Source organism: Falsiroseomonas stagni DSM 19981, assembly GCF_900114315.1.
Lineage (GTDB): Bacteria > Pseudomonadota > Alphaproteobacteria > Acetobacterales > Acetobacteraceae > Falsiroseomonas > Falsiroseomonas stagni.
The window spans coordinates 618,910-637,638 of the sequence record NZ_FOSQ01000002.1 but is presented as its reverse complement, the minus strand read 5'-3'; the positions used below and the strand labels follow the sequence as shown (position 1 = coordinate 637,638).

Genomic DNA, 18,729 nt, shown 5'->3' with positions numbered 1-18,729 from the left:
GCGCTCAGCCGCAATCGATGACGAGGCGCGTCAGGCCGCGCACCAGGATGCTTTCCTGCCGCTGCGCCGCGATGATCTCGATGCGCGGGAAGCGCCTGGCGATCACGGCGAAGACCATCTCCGCCTCGATATTCGCCAGGCTCGATCCCGCGCAGGTATGGATGCCGGCGCCGAAGGCGAGGTGGCGGGTTTCCTGGCGCGACAGGTCCAGGCGATCGGGATCGGCAAAGATATCGGGGTCCCGGTTCGCGGAGCCGAGGCCGAAGCCCACCGTCTGGCCGCGGCGGATGGACACGCCGAGGAAATCGACATCCTCCAGCGCATGGCGGAAGGCGATCTGCTGCGGGCTGTCGTAGCGCAGCAATTCGCTGACCACGAGCCGGCCCTGCGTCTCGCCGGCGCGGAGCCGCGCATATTCGGCCGGATTCTGCGCCAGCGCATGCAGCCCGTTGCCGATGAGGAGCGACGACGCCTCATGCCCCGCGAAGAGGAAGAGGACGCAGGAGGCGAGCAACTCCTCCTCCGTCAGGAAGCTGCCGGCGTCATGCGCGGCGATGAGCAGGCCGAGGAAATCATCCTTCGGCTTCGCGCGGCGCGCGCACACCAGCGCGCCGAAATAGGCGACGAGTTCGGCCGCGCGGCGGCTGCCGGCGGCGATGCGTTCGGGGGTGCGCACCAGGTCGAGGGAGAGCGTGATCTCCCGCACCCAGCCGCGCACCAGCGGATGGTCTTCCTCCGGCACGCCCATGAGGTCGGAGACGATGTCGATCGAGAGCGGGGAGGAGAAGTCGGAGATGATGTCGAAGGGGCCGTATTCCGGCACCTGCGCGAAGGCGGCCTCGATCAGCGCCTCGATCCGCGGGCGCATGGCGTTGACCTGGCGCAGCGCGAAGACGGGGGCGGCGATGCGGCGGAGCCGCGCATGGTCGGGCGGATCCTTGAACAGCATCCATTGCGCGATCATGGCGTAGAGCGGGCGATGCGCTTCCAGGATCGGCACGAAGGCTTCCGGCGGCAGGACCTTCGCGACCTCCCGCCCGAAGCGGTCATCCTTGAGGCCGGCATTGACGTCGGCATAGCGGCTGACGAACCAGAAGCCGGCATAGCCCTGGGCGGGCGTGGTGGCCCAGCCGATCGGGTGTTCCCGCCGCAGGCGGTCATAGGTGGGGTAGGGATCCTCGACGAAATCGGGATCGAGCGGGCGGAAGACCGTCCGCCGCAGGCCGGACATCAGGCGCCCGCCTGCGACTGCGTCGTTTCGATCAGCGCCGCCAGCTCGCCCACATCCTTGACGCGATAGGCGGCGAGGCGCGGGAGCTTCACGCCGAAGCGCTTCTCCACCGCCGCCAGGATGCGCATATGGCCGAGCGAATCCCATTCCGGCGTGGTCTTGGCGTTGGTCGTGCGATCGATGTCGGCTTCCTCGATCTCCAGCGTCTCCGCCACCAGCGCGCGCAGCGTCGCGAAGACATCCTCCACCATGACGGGCCTCATGCGTTTCCTCAACAGCAGCGGGAGTGTGTTCCAGCCGAGATTGCCCGCGGCGTAGCCGACGATGGGCCGCGCAGGGCGGGCGGGGTCGAGTGCGATGCCATCGAGGCGCGCCAGCAGCGCCTCGAAGGCGATCCGGGCCTCCAGCCGCGCGAGCGGACCGCCGGGGCAGGTGTGGATGCCCGTGCCGAAGCCGAGATGGCCGCGATTGTCGCGCGCGAGGTCAAGCGTATCGGCATCGGGCCAGCGGGCCTCGTCGCGGTTCGCGGCACCGGGGAAGAGCATGAGCATGGCGCCTTCCGGCAGCGGCGTGCCGCCCAGCGTCACGGCCCGGGTCGTGCGGCGCGCGATGCGCTGCAGGGGCGGGCGCAGCCGGGCCAACTCCTCGACGAAGCGGGGGATGAGGTCGGGCTGGGCGCGCAGGCGGGTGAGGAGCGCGGCGTCCTGCGCCAGCCAGTGCAGGCCGCTGGCGATCAGGTTGGCCGTCGTCTCATGCCCGCCGATCAGCAGCAGGGCGCAGAGGTTGCGCAGTTCCACGCGCGTCAGCGTGCCCCGGCTTTCCTCCTGCACCAGGGTACCGAGGATGTCGTCGCGCGGGTTTGCCAGGTGATCCTCGATGGCCGTGTCGAGGATGCGCATCAGCGCGTCGAGGCCGATGCGCGCTTCCGCCAGCAATTCGGGCGGCCCCATGCCGGTGGCGGCGAAGCCGGCCAGCAGGGCGTCGCGGGCATAGCGGTTCATCGCATCCCTTTGGGCATCCCGCTGGTCGAGCGGCACGCCCAGCATCTCGCAGATCACGGTGACGGAGAGCGGGTTGGCGAAGCCTTCCACCATCTCCGCGCGGTCGGGCAGCGCTGCCGCCAGTTGCTCCGCGATGGCGGTGATGCGGGGGGCCAAATGCTGGATGGCGCGCGGCGTGAAGGCCCTGTTGACCGTGCCGCGCAGCCGCGTGTGGTCCGGCGCGTCCTTCATCACCATGGACATGATCGGCACGTCCATGCCGAGGTCGGAGGCGTAGGTCGCGGCATCGCGCAGCACCGCCTCCACATCCGCATGCCGTGTCACCAGCCACATCGGCGGGCGGTCGAGGCGATGCACCGGCGAATGCTGGCGGAGCGCCGCATAGGCGGCGTGCGGGTCCGCCTGGATGGCAGGGTCCAGCAGGTCGAAATGCACGGGGCAGCCGGTCATGGAGCAGCCAGGATGACGTCGAAGCCGAGGCGGGCGGCGACGCTGCCCTCCGCCGCGATGACGTCGCTGGCGCGGAACCCGGCCTCCGCCAGCGCATCGCGCCACTGGTCGCGCGACAGCAGCGGGTGGAGCGGGCGCAGGGCCAGGTCGGTGCGGTCATCGAAGCCGGCCTGGAGACCCATGCCGAGGTCGAACCAGGGGAAGAAGCGCGTCTCCTCCAGCAGCAGCAGCAAGCCGTCCGGCTTCAGCCAGGCGCGGGCATGGCGCAGCGCGCGGGCGATGTCGGGCGCGGCATGGAGGGCGGAGGAGGCGAGGACGACGTCGTAGCGCCGCGCATCCGCCGGTGGCTGGTCCATGTCCAGCGTGCCGAATTCCAGCCAGTCCCTTCCCGCGAAGCGCCGCGCGGCGCGGCGCAGCAGATGGGCGTTGAGGTCGGTGAAGCGGTAGCGGATGCGGCCCGGCGGCAGATGCGGCTCGATCGCCGCCAGCGTCGTGCCGAGGCCGCCGCCGAGTTCCAGCACCTCGATGGGGCGTTGCGCGGCCAGGCGGGCCAGGATGGCGGCGATGGCGGCGTTGGGCTCGGCGAAGAGCTTGCCGTAGACATCGGGCGTTTCGTCGGCGAGGTAGATGGAGGCCGCGTGTTCGCTGCCCGTCAGCAGGCCGGGCAGGCCGGCGATGACGCGGTCCAAGAAATCCCGCGCCGCGGGTTCGAAGCCCAGGCGGTCCACGCCGATGATGGCGTGGGTGGAGGGCGGCACGGCATCGGCGCCGATGCGCGCGACCTCCGGCAGCATCCGGTCCAGCCAGAAGCGGTAGCGCGGGATGATCCCGTGGCGCGTGATGAGCGTCGCGGCATCCATGGGAGGCGCGCCGCCGGTGATGTGGCGGATGGCGGCGGCGGCGGCGGCGGCGGCCTGGTCGCGGAAGGTATCGGCGGTGACGGCGAATTCCGCATCCGTGACGGGTTGGCCGTGGCGCCGCGCGGCCTCCGTGCCGGCCTTCAGCAGGGCGGGGTCGATGGCGATGGCGGCTTCCGCCAGTTCGGTCATCAGCGCGGCCATCAGCGGCAGGTTCTCCGCTGACAGCATGGCCAGGTGGTCGCCCGGCAGGCGGCGGAGCAGGAGGCGCCCCTGCACGACATCGCCCCAGCCGAGGAAGGGGTCCTGCGCCGCGGCGGCGCTGTCGAGGCCGGCGAGTTCGGGGGGGAACCCTTCCTCGCTGCGGATCAGGGCGACATCGCCCTCGATCGGTGCGGGGCGATAGGCGCCGAGGGCGCGGAAATTCGCCTTGAACATCGCCACCATGCGGTCCAGCGGCAGGGTCAGCGGGCCGAAGCGACCGGCTTCCTGCATCGCCGCGGCGGTGCGGCGGAAGCGGGTTTCCGCATCCATCCCCTCCATCGGAACTGTCGCGCCATAGAGCGCTTCCAGCGCGCGGGTCATGGCGGTGTAGGCGATCTCGTCGGATTGCACCGCATCGAAGCGCGCGGTGGTGCGCAGCGTGTCGCCCAGCAGCAGCAGGGGCACGTCCTCCCCCATCGCGCGAAGGCGGCGCGCGACCTCGATGGCGATGAGGCCGCCGAAGGAATGGCCGGCGAGCAGGTAGGGGCCGTGCCGCTGTTCCTGCCGCAGCCGGGCGACCACGTGGTCGGCCTGCGCCTCCACGCTGTCGAGCGGCGTCTCCCCTTCCGCCATGCCGGGCAGTTGGAGGGAGACGATGGCGAAGCGGCTGACCGCGGCGGCGAGGTCCCGCAGGTAGAAGGGCAGCGACAGGATGCCCGGCATCAGCACCAGGCGCGGGCGACGGTCATCCGCCGTGGCGCCGAAGGTGACGAGGGTGCTGGTGGCGGCGCGGCCGGATTGCAGTTCCTCGGCCAGGGCGTTGACGGTGGGGCGGGCGAAGATGGCCTGCAACGGGATGGCGCGGCCATAGCGTTCCGCCAGGCGGCGCTGGATGGAGACGAGCGAGAGCGAGGTGGCGCCGAGTTCGAACAGCGACCGGTCCGGCTCCGGCACCGCCACGCCGAGCACGGCGGCGACTTCCGCCGCGACATCCCGCGCCAGGCCCGGACCCTGTCCGGCGGCGCCGTCCCGCAGCGCCGGCACCAGTGCCTTGCGGTCCACCTTGCCGTTGGAGGACAGCGGCACATGGTCGATCGGCGTGAGGCTGGCGGGGACCATGTAGGCGGGCAGGCGCTGGCGCAGATGGGCGCGCAGCGCGGCGCCGAGCTCGTCCGGCGCGCCGTCCGGCTTCGGCACGTAGAAGCCGTGCAGCACGCGATCCCGGCCGCCGCCCAGGGCGGGGGCGGTGACGACCGCCTGGGCCACGGCGGGGTGGCTGGCGAGCGCGGCCTCGATCTCGCCCAGCTCGATCCGGTAGCCCTGCACCTTCACCTGGAAATCCTCGCGGCCGAGGAATTCGATGGGGGTGGGGCCGGTGGCGTCGCCATGCCGGCGGAAGCGGCCGAGGTCCCCGGTGCGGTAGCGTCGTTCGCCGGTCAGCGGGTTGCGGATGAAGCGCGCGGCGGTCAGCGCGGGGTCGCGCCAATAGCCGCGGGCCAGGCCGGCGCCGGCGATCTCGATCTCGCCTATCGTCCAGTCCGGGCAGGGTTCCCCGCGCGCGTTCACGACATGGAGCATCTGGCCGGCGAGGGGCAGGCCGTAGGGGATGCTGGGCCAGTCGGGATCGAGGGCCGCGACCTCATGCGCATTGGACCAGATGGCGGCTTCCGTCGCGCCACCCAGCGCCACCAGCCGCGCGGCGGGGGCCTGGGCGCGGAGCTTGGGGATCAGGTCGAGCGGCACCCAGTCGCCGGACATCATCACGAGGCGCAGTCGGTGGTCCGGCGGCAGCCCGTATTCCACCTGCATCGCGACCAGCGCGGGGACGCTGTTCCACACGGTGACGGCATGGCGGGCGCAGAGATCGCCCCAGTGGGAGGGATCGCGGCTGGCCTCCGGCGCCGGCAGCACCAGCGCGCCGCCGGCGGCGAGGATGCCGAAGATGTCCCAGACCGAGAGGTCGAAGCCCAGCTGCGACAGGCCGAGCGCGCGATCCCCGGGCCCGATCGCCCAGCGCCGGTTCACCTCCGCCACCGTGGCGATGGCGGCGGCGTGTTCGATCATCACGCCCTTGGGCTCCCCGGTGGAGCCGGAGGTGTAGATGACATAGGCGAGGCGGGTCGGATCCTCGACCGGCGGCACGGCGGGGCGCGCGGCGCCAGCACGGGCGGCGACGAGCGCGGCATCGGCCAGCGCGTCATCCTCCACCAGCAAGGCCTCCCCACGCTGCACCAGCAGGGCGCGGCGGTCGGCGGGCAAGGCGGGATCGACGGGGAGGTAGGCGGCGCCGGCCTTCAGCGTGGCCAGCACGGCGACGATCTGGCGCCAGCCCTTGGGGTAGCCGATGGCGACCAGGCGGTCGCGCGTGTCGCCCTGCAGCCGCTGCACCAGCACGGCCGCGAGATGCGCGGCGGCGGCATCCAGCGTCGCGTAGTCCAGCGCAATGTCCGGCGTGAGGAGGGCGGTGGCGCCCGGGTTGGCCGCGGCCTGGCGCTCGAACCCGGCATGGAGGAGTTCGGGCGCGGCGGCGGGCAGCAGCGGCGCGCGCGACTGCGCGGGCAGCATGGCGGCGACGCTGCGGTTCCAGCCTCGGCCGGTGGCGAGTTCATCCAGCAGCCCGCGCCAGGCGGCGACCATGGCGGGGACCGTGCCGGGCGGGAACAGCGATTCGACCACGTCCCAGGAACAGAGAAGCTGGCCGTCCTCCTCCGACACTTGGTGGTCGATGACGACCTGGGGGGTGGAGGAGACGTTGAAGACGGTCTGTCCCAGGCGGTCGAAGCCGGTGGCGTCGGTGGCCGGCGCATCGCCGGCGCGGCGGAAGCCGAGCGCGCTGGTGAAGACATAGGGGCTGTAGGCCGCGGCCTCCCCGGATTGGCGGGCTGCCTGGCGCAGCACCTCGATCCCGCTGACGGTGGCGTGGTCCATGTCCTCCGCCAGGCGGCGGGCCAGGGCCTCCGCGCGGGCGGCGAAGCCGGCGGGGCGGGCATCGACCTCCAGCAGGATGGTGGAGGTGAAGTCGCCCAGCACGCGCGGCATGTCGGGATGGCGCGGCGGGCGGTTGAAGGCGGTAACGGTCAGGCAGAAGCGGTCCTGCCGCGCCCAGGCCGCCAGCGTTTCCGCGTAAGCCGCTGCGAGGAGCGTGGGCAGGGTCAGCCCATGCGCGCGGGCCTCCCGCCGCAGGGCCTCCGCCTGGTCGCGGGGCAGGATGGCGCGGTGGCGGCGGAAGGGGCGGCGCGTGCCATCGGCCATGTCGCCCAGCAGCGGCAGGTCCGGGCCTGGCGGCAGGCGGCGCGCGTTCCAGTAGGCCAGGTCGCGGCGATAGGCGGCGCTGTCGCGGAAGGCGATCTCCGCCAGCACGTGGTCGCGGAAGCTGATGCCGATGGGCGACAGGGTGGCGTCCGGATTCTCGTACAGCAGGCCCCATTCCTGGCGCAGCGCGTGGATCGAGGCGGCATCGAGGGCGATGAGGTCGAAGGAAAGATGCAGGCGCGTGGTGGCGCCGAAGCGCGTGGCGCGGATGTCGAAGAGCGGCCACTGGTCGGTATCCGCCACGCGGGCGGCGAGCGTCTCTCGGCGGGTGGCGAGGGTCGGGGCCGGATCGCCCTCGATGTCCAGGATGTCGATGGCGTAGTGCGGCACCGCCGGCAGGATGCGCTGCGTGCCGTCCGGCAGGATGATCGCGCGCAGCATGTCATGGCGGCGGATCAGCGTGTTCAGCGCGGCCTCCGCGCGCGCCAGGTCGATCACCGTGCTGTCGAATTCGGTGTAGAGCGTGCAGGCGGTGGCGCCGAGCGCGAGGTCCCCGCGGCGGCCCAGCCAATAGGCCTGCTGCATGTCCGTCAGCGGGAAGGGGTCGTGGCGGTTCGCGAGATCGGGCTGGAGCTGGCTGGACGTCGCCGTGGGCGGCGTTGCGGCCGGGGCTGGCGCGGTGCCGAGCAGGCTGGCGATGGACGCGCCCTCGATCAACGTGCGGACCGCGACATCGATGCCGGCTTCGGCGGCGAAGCGGTTCCTGATCTCCACGGCCATCAGGCTGTCGAGGCCGAGGTCGTGCAGCGGCGTCCCGGCATCGGGCAGGGTAGCGAGGCCCAGCACTTCCGCGACGATGCGCGCGACATTGCCCCGCGCGGGCACCGCCGGCGCCGCGGCGGCCGGCAGCAGGGAGGCGATGGTGGCGCCTTCGATCAGGGCGCGGACGGAGATTTCGATGCCCGCCTCGGCCGCGAGGCGGTTCCTGATCTCCACGGCCATCAGGCTGTCGAGGCCGAGGTCATGCAGCGGCGTATCGAGGCTGACCGCGCCGGACAGGCCCAGGACCTCCGCCACGATGCGCGTGACGTCGCCACGCGCCGGGGCGGGGGCAGGCGGCGCGATGCCGGCGGGGCTGAGGGAGGCGATGGTCGCGCCCTCGATCAGGGCGCGGACGGAGATGTCGAGGCCGGCCTCGGCGGCGAGGCGGTTGCGGATCTCCACGGCCATGAGGCTGTCGAGGCCGAGATCGTGCAGCGGCGTGTCGAGGCTGACGGCGCCGGAGAGGCCCAGCACCTCCGCCACGATGCGCGCGACATCGGCACGCGGCATCGCGGGCGCCGCGGCGGGTTGCGGCTTGGGCTTCGCTGCCGCTGGCGTCGGGGCGCGCGGCGCCGGGGCCGTGGCGACGTCCCGGAACAGGCCGGGGGGCGTCGCGCCGAACAGCGCGGCGAAGCGGCGCCAATCGACCGAGGGCAGCAGGATCAGCCGCGCGGCATCGGCACCCAGCGCCGCGCCGAACAGGCGCTGCCCTTCCTCCGGCGCGATGGAGCCGAGGCCGAGCCCTTCCGCCTGGCGGTCGAAGCCGAGCGCCGCGGCGGAGCCGGTGCCGCGCCAGACGCCCCAGTCGAGGCTGAGCACGGGCAGCCCCTCCGCCCGCCGCAGGCTGGCCAGCCCGTCGAGGAAGGCGCTGGCGAAGGCGTGGTTGGCCTGGCGGGCGGAGCCGATGACGCCGGCGGCGGAGGCGCAGAACACCAGGTGGCGCGGCCTCGCGCTGTCCGGCAGGGCGCGGATGGCGGCATCCAGCGCCAGCGCGCCGGCGATCTTGGCGCGCAGCACGGGGGCGATGGTGGCTTCGTCCTGCGCCGCGATCGGCGCATCCGCCAGCAGCCCGGCCGCATGGACGATGCCCTGGAGGTCCGGAGTCCCGGCCACCAGCCGCGCGATCACCGCGGCATCGGCCGCATCGGCGGCGATGTGCTGCACGGGGATCGGCAAGGCGGGCGGCGTCGCCGGGCGCCGGCTGAGCAGGATGAACCGCGTGGCGCCATGGGCGGCGAGCCAGGACGCGATTTCCCGCGCCAGGCCGCCGCTGCCGCCGGTGATAAGCCAGGCGCCGCCGACACGATCCGGCGCGCGGGGCGCCGGAGCCGCGCGGAGGCGGGGGACGGTGCGGCGGCCCTCCGCATCCCAGCCCACCTCGGCCTCCCCGTCGCCGGCCAGGACCTCATCCACCAGCGCCTCGGCACTCGGCGGCGCGACCAGCAGGCGGGGGGCGAGGGCTGGGGCTTCCAGCGCCAGGGAACGGGCGAAGCCCGGCAGGCCGGCATGGCCGAGCGTGCCATCGGCGACGATGACGAGGCGCGGCGGGATCGGCCGCGCCATGGCTTCGCGGGCGATCGAGACGAGGTCGGCCAGCAGGGCTTCCTGCCCCGGCGCCGTCGCGGCGGCCGGGGGCAGGATGTGCAGGAGGGACTCCGCCTGGGACGCGCTGGCGAGGCGCGCGCCGGCGCCCGCCAGCAGCGCCGCGGCGCGCCCGGCCTCCCCGGCGACATGCCAGGTCGGCCCCGCGGCGGGGCGTTCGAGCGGGCGGCGGGCGAGGATGACCTCCCCGGTCGCATCCCCTGGCACCTCGAAGCCCGATTCCGTGAGCAGCGCGCGCCAGTAATCGAGCGTGAGCAGCGGATGGTCGGGGCGGCGCGTCGTGTCGGTGAAGCGCCACCAGCCCTCCGTCAGGCCGAAGACGATGTCGATCCAGCGGCGCCGCGCCGTACTCTCCACCAGCAGCAGCACGCCGCCGGGGGCGAGCAGGCCGCGGATATGCGCGATGGTCGCGCCGAGATCGGCGGTGGCGTGCAGGACATTGGCGGCCAGGACCACATCGGCGCAGCCCGGCGCGAAACCCTGCGCGGCGGGATCGCGTTCGATGTCGAGCAGCGCGGTCGAGAGATTCGCGCCGGCGAATTTCCGCGTGGCTGCCGCCAGGAAGGCTTGCGACACATCGGTGAAGCGGTAGTGGCGCGCGGCCTCCGGCAGGGCTTCCAGCAGCGCGCCGGTGGCGCCGCCCGTGCCGGCGCCGACTTCCACCACGCGCAGCCGGCGGCCCTTGGGAGTCGCCGCGGCCAGGCGCGCGGCGGCGGCGCGCAGCAGGCCGTTGACGGTATGGGCATAGGCGGAGGTTTCGTAGAAGGCGCCGGCGCCGGCCTCATTCGCCGGAAACAGCAGGGAGAGCGGCTCGACCCTGCCCGCCAGCACCTCTGCGAGCGCATCGCCGCAGCGGCGCAGCACCGCGACCTCCCCCTGCATGGCGGGGGCGGCTGCCAGCAGGGCATCGATGGCCGGCGCTGCCTCGGGCGGTGCGCGCAGCACCGTCCAGCGCCGGCCATCGCGTTTCAGGATGCCGTCCTCCGCCAGCATGGACAGCAGGCGGCGGAACAGGCGGTGGTGGCGCTCCGCGATGCCGAGCGCTTCCGACAGCGCGCCGAAGGTCAGCTGCGCGCCGGGCTTGAAGGGCAGGCCGAGCCGGCGCAGCGCCTGCACGACATAGGCGGTGGCGACGGATTCCAGCGCCTCGCCCTGGCGGGCATAGGCATCCATGTCGTGCAGGGCGGCGAGGCGCGTGGCCTCCGGCGCCAGCGCCGCGCCGAGGCGGGCGGTGCTGGGCAGGAAGGCGGGCGGTGCCAGGCCCTCCAGCAGCGGCGCGGGGTGGCGGGCTTCCTGCCAGAAGGCCCGGCTGCCGGGACGCGGCAGGAAGCGCAGGCCACGGACCTCCAGCGCCACGCCCTCATCATCCAGCAGGACGAGGTCGGCGGTGATGCCATCGCCGTCCGGTCGCGCCGTGACCGCGGCGCGGGGCGCGGCGCCGGGGCGGCGATGCAGTGCGACATGGCCGATCCCGCCGGGGATGAGCGTGACCCCCGCCTCCGCCGCGACGGCCGCCGCGACGAGCTGGAAGGCGGCGTCGAGCATCGCCGGATGCAGCGCGAAGCGCGGCTCCGGCGCGGCGGGCGCCAGCGTGGCGCTGGCCATGCCGGGGCCGCGGCGGATGGTGCCGAGCAGGCGGAATGCGGGGCCGTGCTGGATGCCGCGCTGGCGCAGCGCGTCGTAGAGCGCGGCGGCATCGACCGGCGTGTCGCCCGCCGCCGCCGGCGGCATGGCCGGCGCGGGCCGCGGGACGAGCCGACCGGTCGCATGGATGACGGGCGCGGCGGCGGGATCCTCCGGCCGATGGCTCAGGATGCGGAAGACGCCATCAGCCGCGATGGTGTGGAGATGCGCGGGCGTGGCTTCGGACAGGCGGAGAGGCGCGGTGATCTCCAGCGCCTCGATCGCCTGGCCGGGAAAGGCGGCGAGCGCCATCTCGACATAGGCGCTGGCGGGCAGGATCGCCTGGTCCTCGATGCGGTGTTCCGCCAGGAAGGCGGTGGCGGGGCGCTTCAGGTCGATGATGGAGGCCCAGCGGCGTTCGGCCGAAAGCGGCAGGGAGAGCGGGCGGCCGAGCAGCGGATGCGCGCCGTCATCATCGGGCGTCGCGGCGGGCAGGGCTTCCGCCGGCGCGTCGATCCAGAAACGCTCCCGCTGGAAGGGCGTGGTTGGCAGCGCGACGCGGCGGCCCTGCGTCGGCGGCAGGCTGGGCGGCGGCGCGTTGGAAGGGATGGCGGTGGCGAGTTCGCCCGGCGCGCGGACCGCGACCCACCAGGGCAGCCGGGCGCGGCCGACCCGCGCGGTGTGGCAGATGTCGCCGAAGCGGTCGGTGGTGGTGGCGAGGTGGTCGCGGTAGCGCGCGATGAGGGCCCGCAGCGCCGGTTCCGTCCGCGCGGAGAGGAACAGCACCGGCGCGTCCCCGGGCTCTGCCTCGATCACGGGCGGCGGCGGCGGCGCTTCCAGCACGATGTGCACATTGGTGCCGGAGAAGCCGAAGCTGCTGACGCCGACGCGCCGCACGCCGCCATGGACGGGCGTCGTGGGCACGCGGATATCCGCGCCGGCGAGGTCGATATGCGGATTGAGACGGGTGAAATGCAGGCTGGGCGGGATGACCTGGTGCTGCAGCATCAGCGCCGCCTTGATGAGGCCCGCCGTGCCGGCCGCGGCCTCGCAATGGCCGATATTCGTCTTCACCGAGGCGACATGCAGCGGGCGGTCCGCGCGCGTGCCGAAGACGGCGCGCAGCGCATGCATCTCGATCGGATCGCCGAGCGCGGTGCCGGTGCCATGCGCCTCGATCGCGTCGATGTCGTCGGGCGTCAGGCCGGCATTGGCGAGCGCCGCGCGGATGACCGCTTCCTGCGCGGGCCCGTTCGGGGCCGTCAGGCCGGCGCTGCGGCCATCCTGGTTGACGGCGCTGCCGCGGATGACGGCGAGCACGCGATCGCCATCCGCCACCGCATCCGACAGGCGCTTGAGGACGAGAGCGCCGCAGCCCTCTCCGCGCACATAGCCATCCGCGCCGGCATCGAAGGTCTTGCAGGCGCCATCGGGGGAGAGCATGCGGCCGAGGCAGAAATTGATCGTGATGTCGGGCGTGAGCATGAGATTCACGCCGGCGACGATGGCGATCCCGCATTCCCGCGCGCGCAGCGCCTGCACGGCCAGATGCGTGACGACGAGGGAGGAGGAGCAGGCGGTGTCCACCGCCATGCAGGGGCCCTGGAAACCGAAGCTGTAGCTGATGCGGCCGGAGGCGACGGAGGCCGCATTGCCCGCGCCCGCCGCGGCATTGCTGCCCGACCCATGCGCCGTGCGCGACAGCAGCGCGGAATAGTCGTTGGTGCTGATGCCGACATAGACGCCGGTGCGGCTGCCGACGAGCGATGGCGGCGCGATGCCCGCATCCTCCAGCGCTTCCCAGGTGACTTCCAGCAGCAGGCGCTGCTGCGGGTCGATGCCGATCGCCTCCCGCGGCGAGATGCGGAAGAACAGCGGTTCGAACCCGTCGACGCGGTCGAGGAAGCAGCTTTTCCGCACATACATGCGCCCGGCGCGGCCGGGTTCGGGATCATAGAGCGCGTCGATGTCCCAGCGATCCCGCGGCACCTCCCGGCTGCCGTCGCGGCCTTCCAGCAACGCCTGCCACATCGCGTCCGGGCTGTCCGACCCCGCAGGATAGCGGCAGCCCATGCCGATGATGGCGATGGGTGCGCTGTTCGCGCGTTCCAGTTCGGCGTTGCGGGCGCGCAGCCGTTGCAGCGCGACGACGGCCTGCTGCATCGGGGTCATGGCGGGGCGGTCGAGCATCGGGCGCGCTCCGTTCCGGTCAGTCGCAGGCGCGCAGGAGCGCCGCCGCGAGGGGCGCGAGGGGCATGGCGACATCGTCTTCCGGCGAACAGCCGAGCAGCTGCAACTGCCCCCGCCATAGCGTCGGGATCACCACGCCGCCGCCCGCGCGCGCGGCGCTGAGCACGAGCTGGAGGTCGTAGCCGTCCTCCCCGGCCGCGCGCCAGGTGGGGGCGCCGGTGATGGTGAGGCCGGAGCGGCGCCAGGCGGGCGGCGTGCCGGGGCGTTGCAGCAGGCGGGGCAGGATGAGGAGGCTGTCGCCGGCCTCACCGGCCTCGATCCGTTCGAAGACCACGGCGCGGTTGTCGCGCGCGGCTTCCCAGAAATCGCCCGGTGCGAGGTCGGCATGGACATGGCTGATGGCCATGCCCGGGCCGGCGGGCAGGGCCGGACGAATGAAGCGGCTGAGATCGACGGAGAAGGCGCAGGCATCCGTGCCCGCCGCATCGCGCAGCGCGATGGCAAGCGCGCTGCTGAGGCTGGCGCCCTCTGCCTCGCAGCGATCGAGGATGCGGGCCGTCTCCGCTTCGTCGTAGCGATGCAGCGTGAGGCGCGTGCGGGATGCCGGCGGCAGGATGGCGGTGAGGCGCGAGGGGCCGAGTGCCTCCCACCGCGCGCCGGCACGGTCCGACCACCAGCCCTCGATCAACGCGCCGGCATCCTCATCCCCGAAGACGCGGTCGGGCAGCAATTCCTCGCAGGCCGGGGCGAGGTCGCCGACGGGCGTGCCCTCCGCGAAGGCGCGGCCGAGGGCGAGCGCGGTGCGGTAATCCGTCAGCGCATGACTGACGGCGAGCAGCAGCGTCTGGCCGCCGGGATGATCGGCGACCACAGCCTCCCAGGGCGGGTTGTCATCGGTGCCGATGCGGGCGTCGAGAAGCTGTTCCGCGATCCCGACCCAATCGGCTTCGGCGGTGAGCGTCACGCGGCGGATGACGCCCGGCGTGGTGGCCGCCGACCAGCGCGGGCGGCCGCGGCGGCCGATGCGGGCGACGGGGATGTCGAAGCCCGGCGGCGCCTGGGTGGGAAAGCCCGCCGATCGGCGTTGCAGGACGACGATGCTGTTGGTCGGCGCCACCTGGTCCAGCAGCCAGAACTTCGTCTCGTTCGGGCTCAGCAGGCGCATCATGCGGCGCGGGCAGCCAGCAAATCGGCCATGGCGCCGACATTCTCGAGCTTGCCGACCTCGGCGGGGTTCAGGCGGACCTTGAACTCCCGCTCCACCGCCAGCACCAGCACGATGTGCTGGAGGCTGTCCCACTCATCGATGTCGTCCGCCGTGGTGGCGTCCTCGATGGTGAGGGCATCATCCTCGAACACCTCGCGGAAGACGGTGGTCAGGCGTTCGAGGATCGCCGCGCGGTCAGGCATCGTGGTGCACCATGGTGGGCCAGGGGTCGCGATCCGCCGGGGCGGCGAACAGGCTTGCGCCCTGTTCCTCCCCGGCCAGGGTGAAGCCGAGCCGGGAATAGAGGCCGGCGACGAGCTGGTTCTTCGCCGAGGGCACGAAGCGGCCGAGGATGCGCGTGCAGCCGCGGCGCCTTGCATCGCGGAGGATGAGGTTGGCGGTGAATTCCTCCATGCCGCGCGCCAGGACTCGGCAGCTCATCGCCCAGGTATGGACGAGCAGGTCCGGGCCCTGCTGGTGGAGGAGCAGGGCGGCGATCAGGCCGTTGTCGCCGAAGCGGTCGCGCAGGCGGATATGCAGCACCGTCCAGGCGGGATCGCGCGCCAGGGCGGCGATCTCGGCCTCCGTCGGCCGCGTGCCGGTCAGGTGGAACTGGTTGCTCTTGCCGATGAGCTGCGCGATGCGGGGGAGGTGGAAGGCATCGGCGCCGCCGGTGGTGGCGACCATCTCCAGGCTGGCGAGGTAGCCTTGCATGTCGACGAAGCTGGCGCGGTGTTCCGCGCGTTGCGCATTCTCCGCATAGAGGCGCGTGCGGGCGGCATCCTCCGCATTGAAGCCCGTGGCCTCGAACCAGGCGCCGGCTTCGAGGGCGGCGATGTAGTGGGCGGGGTCCTCCGGCATCTCCGGCACCGCGACATCGGGCAGGTGCTGGCGGACGATGTCGCGCTCCATCGGGTTGTCGTCGATGAAGACCAGCGCATCGAGCCCGATGTCGAGCGTGGTGGCGATATCGCGCACCGCATCCGCCTTGTTGCCCCAGCCCGCGCGGAAGACGGCGAAATCCTCCAGCCGCAGCACCGTGTCGGGATGGTCGCGGAAGGGCAGGGCAGCAGTCTCGGGTTCGTTCTTGGAGCAGGCGGCGAGGATGATGCCGCGGTCCTTCAGCGCCTTCACATGCGCCTGGAAGGCCACGAAGGCCTCACCGGCCGCGCCGCTGCCGAGCGCGATGCCGGCCAGCCCGTCATCACCGATGACGCCGCCCCAGAGCGTGTTGTCGAGGTCGAGCACCAGGCATTTGCGGGCGAGGCCCCGCGCGCCGGCGATGAGGCGGGCCGCGGCATGGGCGAGCACGCCGGTCGCATCCGGCGCCACCGCATGCTTGGAGTGGAACCAGTAGCGCGGATCGTGCCAGGCGCGGCGGCCATGCCGTGCGGCGACATGATCCAGGTCGAACAGCACGACGCCGGATGGTGCCGCGAAGGCGAGTTCGGCATTGAGGAGGCGGAGCGCCGTGCGACCGCCCCAGGAGGCCGCGCCCGACAGGTTGCCGGCAGCGTCATCCGCCGGCACCGGCGCGTTGTTCTCCATCACGAGGCAGCCCCGGGCCCGCAACGCATCCCACAGCGCGACGCGGGCGGCGACGGCGCGGGAGACGGCGGCGCGGACGGCATCCGGCGTGGCGCCGGGGGCAAGAGCCAGGTCGTGGTCGCGATGGGTGGTGAAGAGCCAGACCAGATCGGGGCGGAAGGCGTGGAGTTCGCTGCCGGGATCGAGAATGGAGGCAGTGGCGGTGTCGAAGGGGGCCAGGTGGATGGCGGGCGCGAAGCCGGCCAGGGTCAGCCAGAGTTGCAGCGGCGGGATCAGGTGATCGAGCGTCGTGGCGCCGGCGATGGCCAGGCGCAGCGGCCTGAGGCCGTGGGCGGCGCCATCGATTCCGCTGGTCAGCCGGGCTGCGCGAAGCTGGTCGAGGAAATCCGTCTCCGCCCCGATGGTCGCGCGCAGGATGGCCAGGGCGGCCGGGACATCGCCCTCGGCGACGGCCGCGCGGGCACGGGCGATGCCGTCCTTCACCCGGGTGCGGTCCATCGTATCCAAGGGCATCCTGACCCGACCTTCCTCCACGATGTTCCGGTACAGGATATCTGCGCCGGACTCCATTGCAAAGCGTCGCGCTTGATCGGCGGGATCGTAACGTGGCACAAGGAAATCAAGCTGGGGACTGGAATCGCGTGGCCTCCGAAGCGTCGGCTCTGCAGTTCGAGGACGTCGTCCCCGGGCATCGGGCGGAGATCACGTGTCTCATGGATTTGGACGCCGTGGACGGCTTTGCGGCGCTGACCGGGGACCGCAGCCCCTTGCATGTTGATGCCGGCTTCGCAACATCCCGTGGGTTCGCTGGCCGTGTGGCGCATGGGGCGCTGCTGGTGGGCTATGTCTCCCGCCTGATCGGGATGGTCCTGCCCGGGCGGAACGCCTTGCTGCTGGGGGTCAACATGTCCTTCGTTGCGCCGGTGATCGTGGGTACGCGGGTGACGGTCGCCGGAACGGTGGATCAGGTGTCGGACGCCGTGCGCTCCCTCGTGCTGCGGATCGAGGCGACGGACGAAGCCGGCGCCGTGGTCGCGCGCGGCAAGGCGACCGTCGGTTTCACCACGGAGGCCGGCGCGCATGGATGACCAGCTCGACCTCATCCTGGTCACGCAGTCCAATGTCGTGGACTATGAGGGCTTCGGCAACCTGCCGCTGGACCGCAGCGACCTCTACAAGCACCTCGTCTATCCCCGGATGGTGCTGCATGAGGGGCGCTTCCGATCCCACCTCGACTACATCAATCGCCGTGTGCATGGCCGCTACTTCGAGCAGGGCGACTGGCAGCAGCGGCGGGAGATGCTGAACATCTGGAACCTGCCCTCCATGGCGGGTGTCCACCTCATCAACTACCTCGCCCAGTTCGGCTATCGCGTGCGGGTCATCAACAACCTCGACAGCGAGTGGGACTGGTTCGAGGAGGCGTACCGGAACTGCCGGCGGCCGCCGCTGGTCGGCATCTCCTCCACCTTCTACCTTTCCTGGAAGGAAGTGGGCGGGGTGGCGAAGCGGCTGCGCGCGCTCGATCCGGAGATGGACATCGTGCTGGGCGGCGCCTTCGCGAATGCGGAGACGATCAATGGCGATCCCGCCGCCTTCGCGCAGCGGATGCGGCGCTACGGCATCCGCTACGTGCTGCACGCCTTCAATTCAGAGACCGACCTGCGCGACCTGCTGGCGGCGCGGCGCGGCCAGGCGACGATGGATGCGGTGCGGAACCTGGCGCGCATCGACGGGCGGATGGAGGGCGGGAGCTTCGAACTCGGCCCGAAGGTCTGGAACGAGCCGCTGCTGTCGCTGAAGGATTGCCCGCCCACCTGGGACCAGCACCACCTGCCTTTCCTGAACCGCACCATCCAGATCCGCACGGCCTCCGGCTGTCCCTTCGCCTGTGCCTTCTGTTCATACCCCACCACCGCGGGGCCCTGGCAGACGGTGGAGGCGGAGCATGTACGCGCCCATCTGGATAGCCTGATGCGCATCGGCGGCATCGACCGCGTCATCTTCATCGACGATACCTTCAACGTCCCGCCGCACCGCTTCCGCGAGCTGATCAAGATCTTCGCGGAGTACGACTTCGAATGGTTCTCCTTCCTCCGCGTCCAGTACGTTGATGACGAGACCGTCCGGATGATGAAGGACAGCGGCTGCAAGGGTGTCTACCTCGGCATCGAATCCGCCAGCGACAAGGTGCTGCGGAACATGAACAAGCGCGCGACGTCCCGGCAATTTGCCGAGGGCGTCCAGCTGCTCAACAAGCACGACATCGACTACCTCGCCGCCTTCGTGCTGGGCTTCCCGGGGGAGGATGACGGCACGATCCAGGAGAATATCGACTTCATCCGCGACAACGGCGTGCGGTTCTATTCCCTGAAGGAATTCTACTACATGCCCCACACGCTGGTGCATGAGAAGCGGGCGGAATACGGCCTGACCGGCATGGGCAACAAATGGTCCCATGCGACGATGAGCCATGAGCAGGCATCGCGCATCAAGCTGGAGATGTTCCAGGCAATCGAGAGCACGCATATCGATCCCGATACGTCGCTCTGGTACATGGCCTACCTGTATGACCAGGGCTACGATTTCGCGCAGATCCGGCAATGGCAGGCGGAGATCAACGCGCTGATGAAGCGCCAGCTGGCCGCCGGGAACCTGGCGCAACTGCCCGAAGCGTCGGAACTGCCGCAAGCTGCCGAGTGACCTGCCTCCCGCCTGGGACCTGATCTCGCCGTTTTTCCT

At 71.9% G+C, this 18,729-nt stretch carries 8 protein-coding genes; 2 read left to right on the top strand and 6 right to left on the bottom strand.

From position 1 onward, the window contains the following. Positions 1–4: 4 nt before the first annotated feature. The 6 genes from BM041_RS09595 to BM041_RS09570 are packed head-to-tail and all read right to left on the bottom strand — an operon-like array spanning position 5 to position 16,500. On the bottom strand, positions 5–1,231 hold the full coding sequence (locus BM041_RS09595) for a cytochrome P450 (RefSeq protein ID WP_092958738.1): 1,227 nt from the start codon (positions 1,229–1,231) through the stop codon (positions 5–7). Next, on the bottom strand, positions 1,231–2,682 hold the full coding sequence (locus BM041_RS09590; RefSeq protein ID WP_092958736.1) for a cytochrome P450: 1,452 nt from the start codon (positions 2,680–2,682) through the stop codon (positions 1,231–1,233). The genes BM041_RS09595 and BM041_RS09590 overlap by 1 nt, the downstream gene beginning before the upstream one ends. Further along, on the bottom strand, positions 2,679–13,232 hold the full coding sequence (locus BM041_RS31785; RefSeq protein ID WP_175533841.1) for a non-ribosomal peptide synthetase: 10,554 nt from the start codon (positions 13,230–13,232) through the stop codon (positions 2,679–2,681). The genes BM041_RS09590 and BM041_RS31785 overlap by 4 nt, the downstream gene beginning before the upstream one ends. Positions 13,233–13,251: 19 nt before the next feature. Then, the gene (locus BM041_RS09580) at positions 13,252–14,400 is read right to left on the bottom strand and encodes a hypothetical protein (RefSeq protein WP_092958732.1); all 1,149 of its coding nucleotides are present in this window, start codon (positions 14,398–14,400) and stop codon (positions 13,252–13,254) included. Then, on the bottom strand, positions 14,397–14,642 hold the full coding sequence (locus BM041_RS09575) for an acyl carrier protein (protein WP_092958730.1): 246 nt from the start codon (positions 14,640–14,642) through the stop codon (positions 14,397–14,399). Before BM041_RS09575 ends, BM041_RS09580 begins: the two co-directional genes overlap by 4 nt. After that, positions 14,635–16,500: an HAD-IIIC family phosphatase gene (locus tag BM041_RS09570; protein ID WP_175533840.1), complete on the bottom strand. Its 1,866-nt coding sequence runs from the start codon at positions 16,498–16,500 to the stop codon at positions 14,635–14,637. The genes BM041_RS09575 and BM041_RS09570 overlap by 8 nt, the downstream gene beginning before the upstream one ends. Before the next feature lie 128 nt (positions 16,501–16,628). Between BM041_RS09570 and BM041_RS09565 the strand changes: the two genes are divergently transcribed. Together BM041_RS09565 and BM041_RS09560 are read left to right on the top strand one after the other, a co-directional pair. After that, positions 16,629–17,075, top strand: coding sequence for a MaoC/PaaZ C-terminal domain-containing protein (locus BM041_RS09565; protein WP_139226011.1), 447 nt, complete (start codon positions 16,629–16,631; stop codon positions 17,073–17,075). Continuing rightward, positions 17,068–18,690 (top strand): radical SAM protein, encoded by a 1,623-nt coding sequence (locus BM041_RS09560; RefSeq protein WP_092958724.1) that lies wholly within the window; start codon positions 17,068–17,070, stop codon positions 18,688–18,690. The genes BM041_RS09565 and BM041_RS09560 overlap by 8 nt, the downstream gene beginning before the upstream one ends. Positions 18,691–18,729: the final 39 nt, after the last annotated feature.

Coding starts and splice junctions, on each gene's coding strand:
- BM041_RS09590 (WP_092958736.1), bottom strand. CDS start 2,682: ATGACCGGCTGCCCCGTGCATTTCGACCTGCTGGACCCTGCCATCCAG.
- BM041_RS09595 (WP_092958738.1), bottom strand. CDS start 1,231: ATGTCCGGCCTGCGGCGGACGGTCTTCCGCCCGCTCGATCCCGATTTC.
- BM041_RS09560 (WP_092958724.1), top strand. CDS start 17,068: ATGGATGACCAGCTCGACCTCATCCTGGTCACGCAGTCCAATGTCGTG.
- BM041_RS09580 (WP_092958732.1), bottom strand. CDS start 14,400: ATGATGCGCCTGCTGAGCCCGAACGAGACGAAGTTCTGGCTGCTGGAC.
- BM041_RS09570 (WP_175533840.1), bottom strand. CDS start 16,500: ATGCCCTTGGATACGATGGACCGCACCCGGGTGAAGGACGGCATCGCC.
- BM041_RS09575 (WP_092958730.1), bottom strand. CDS start 14,642: ATGCCTGACCGCGCGGCGATCCTCGAACGCCTGACCACCGTCTTCCGC.
- BM041_RS31785 (WP_175533841.1), bottom strand. CDS start 13,232: ATGCTCGACCGCCCCGCCATGACCCCGATGCAGCAGGCCGTCGTCGCG.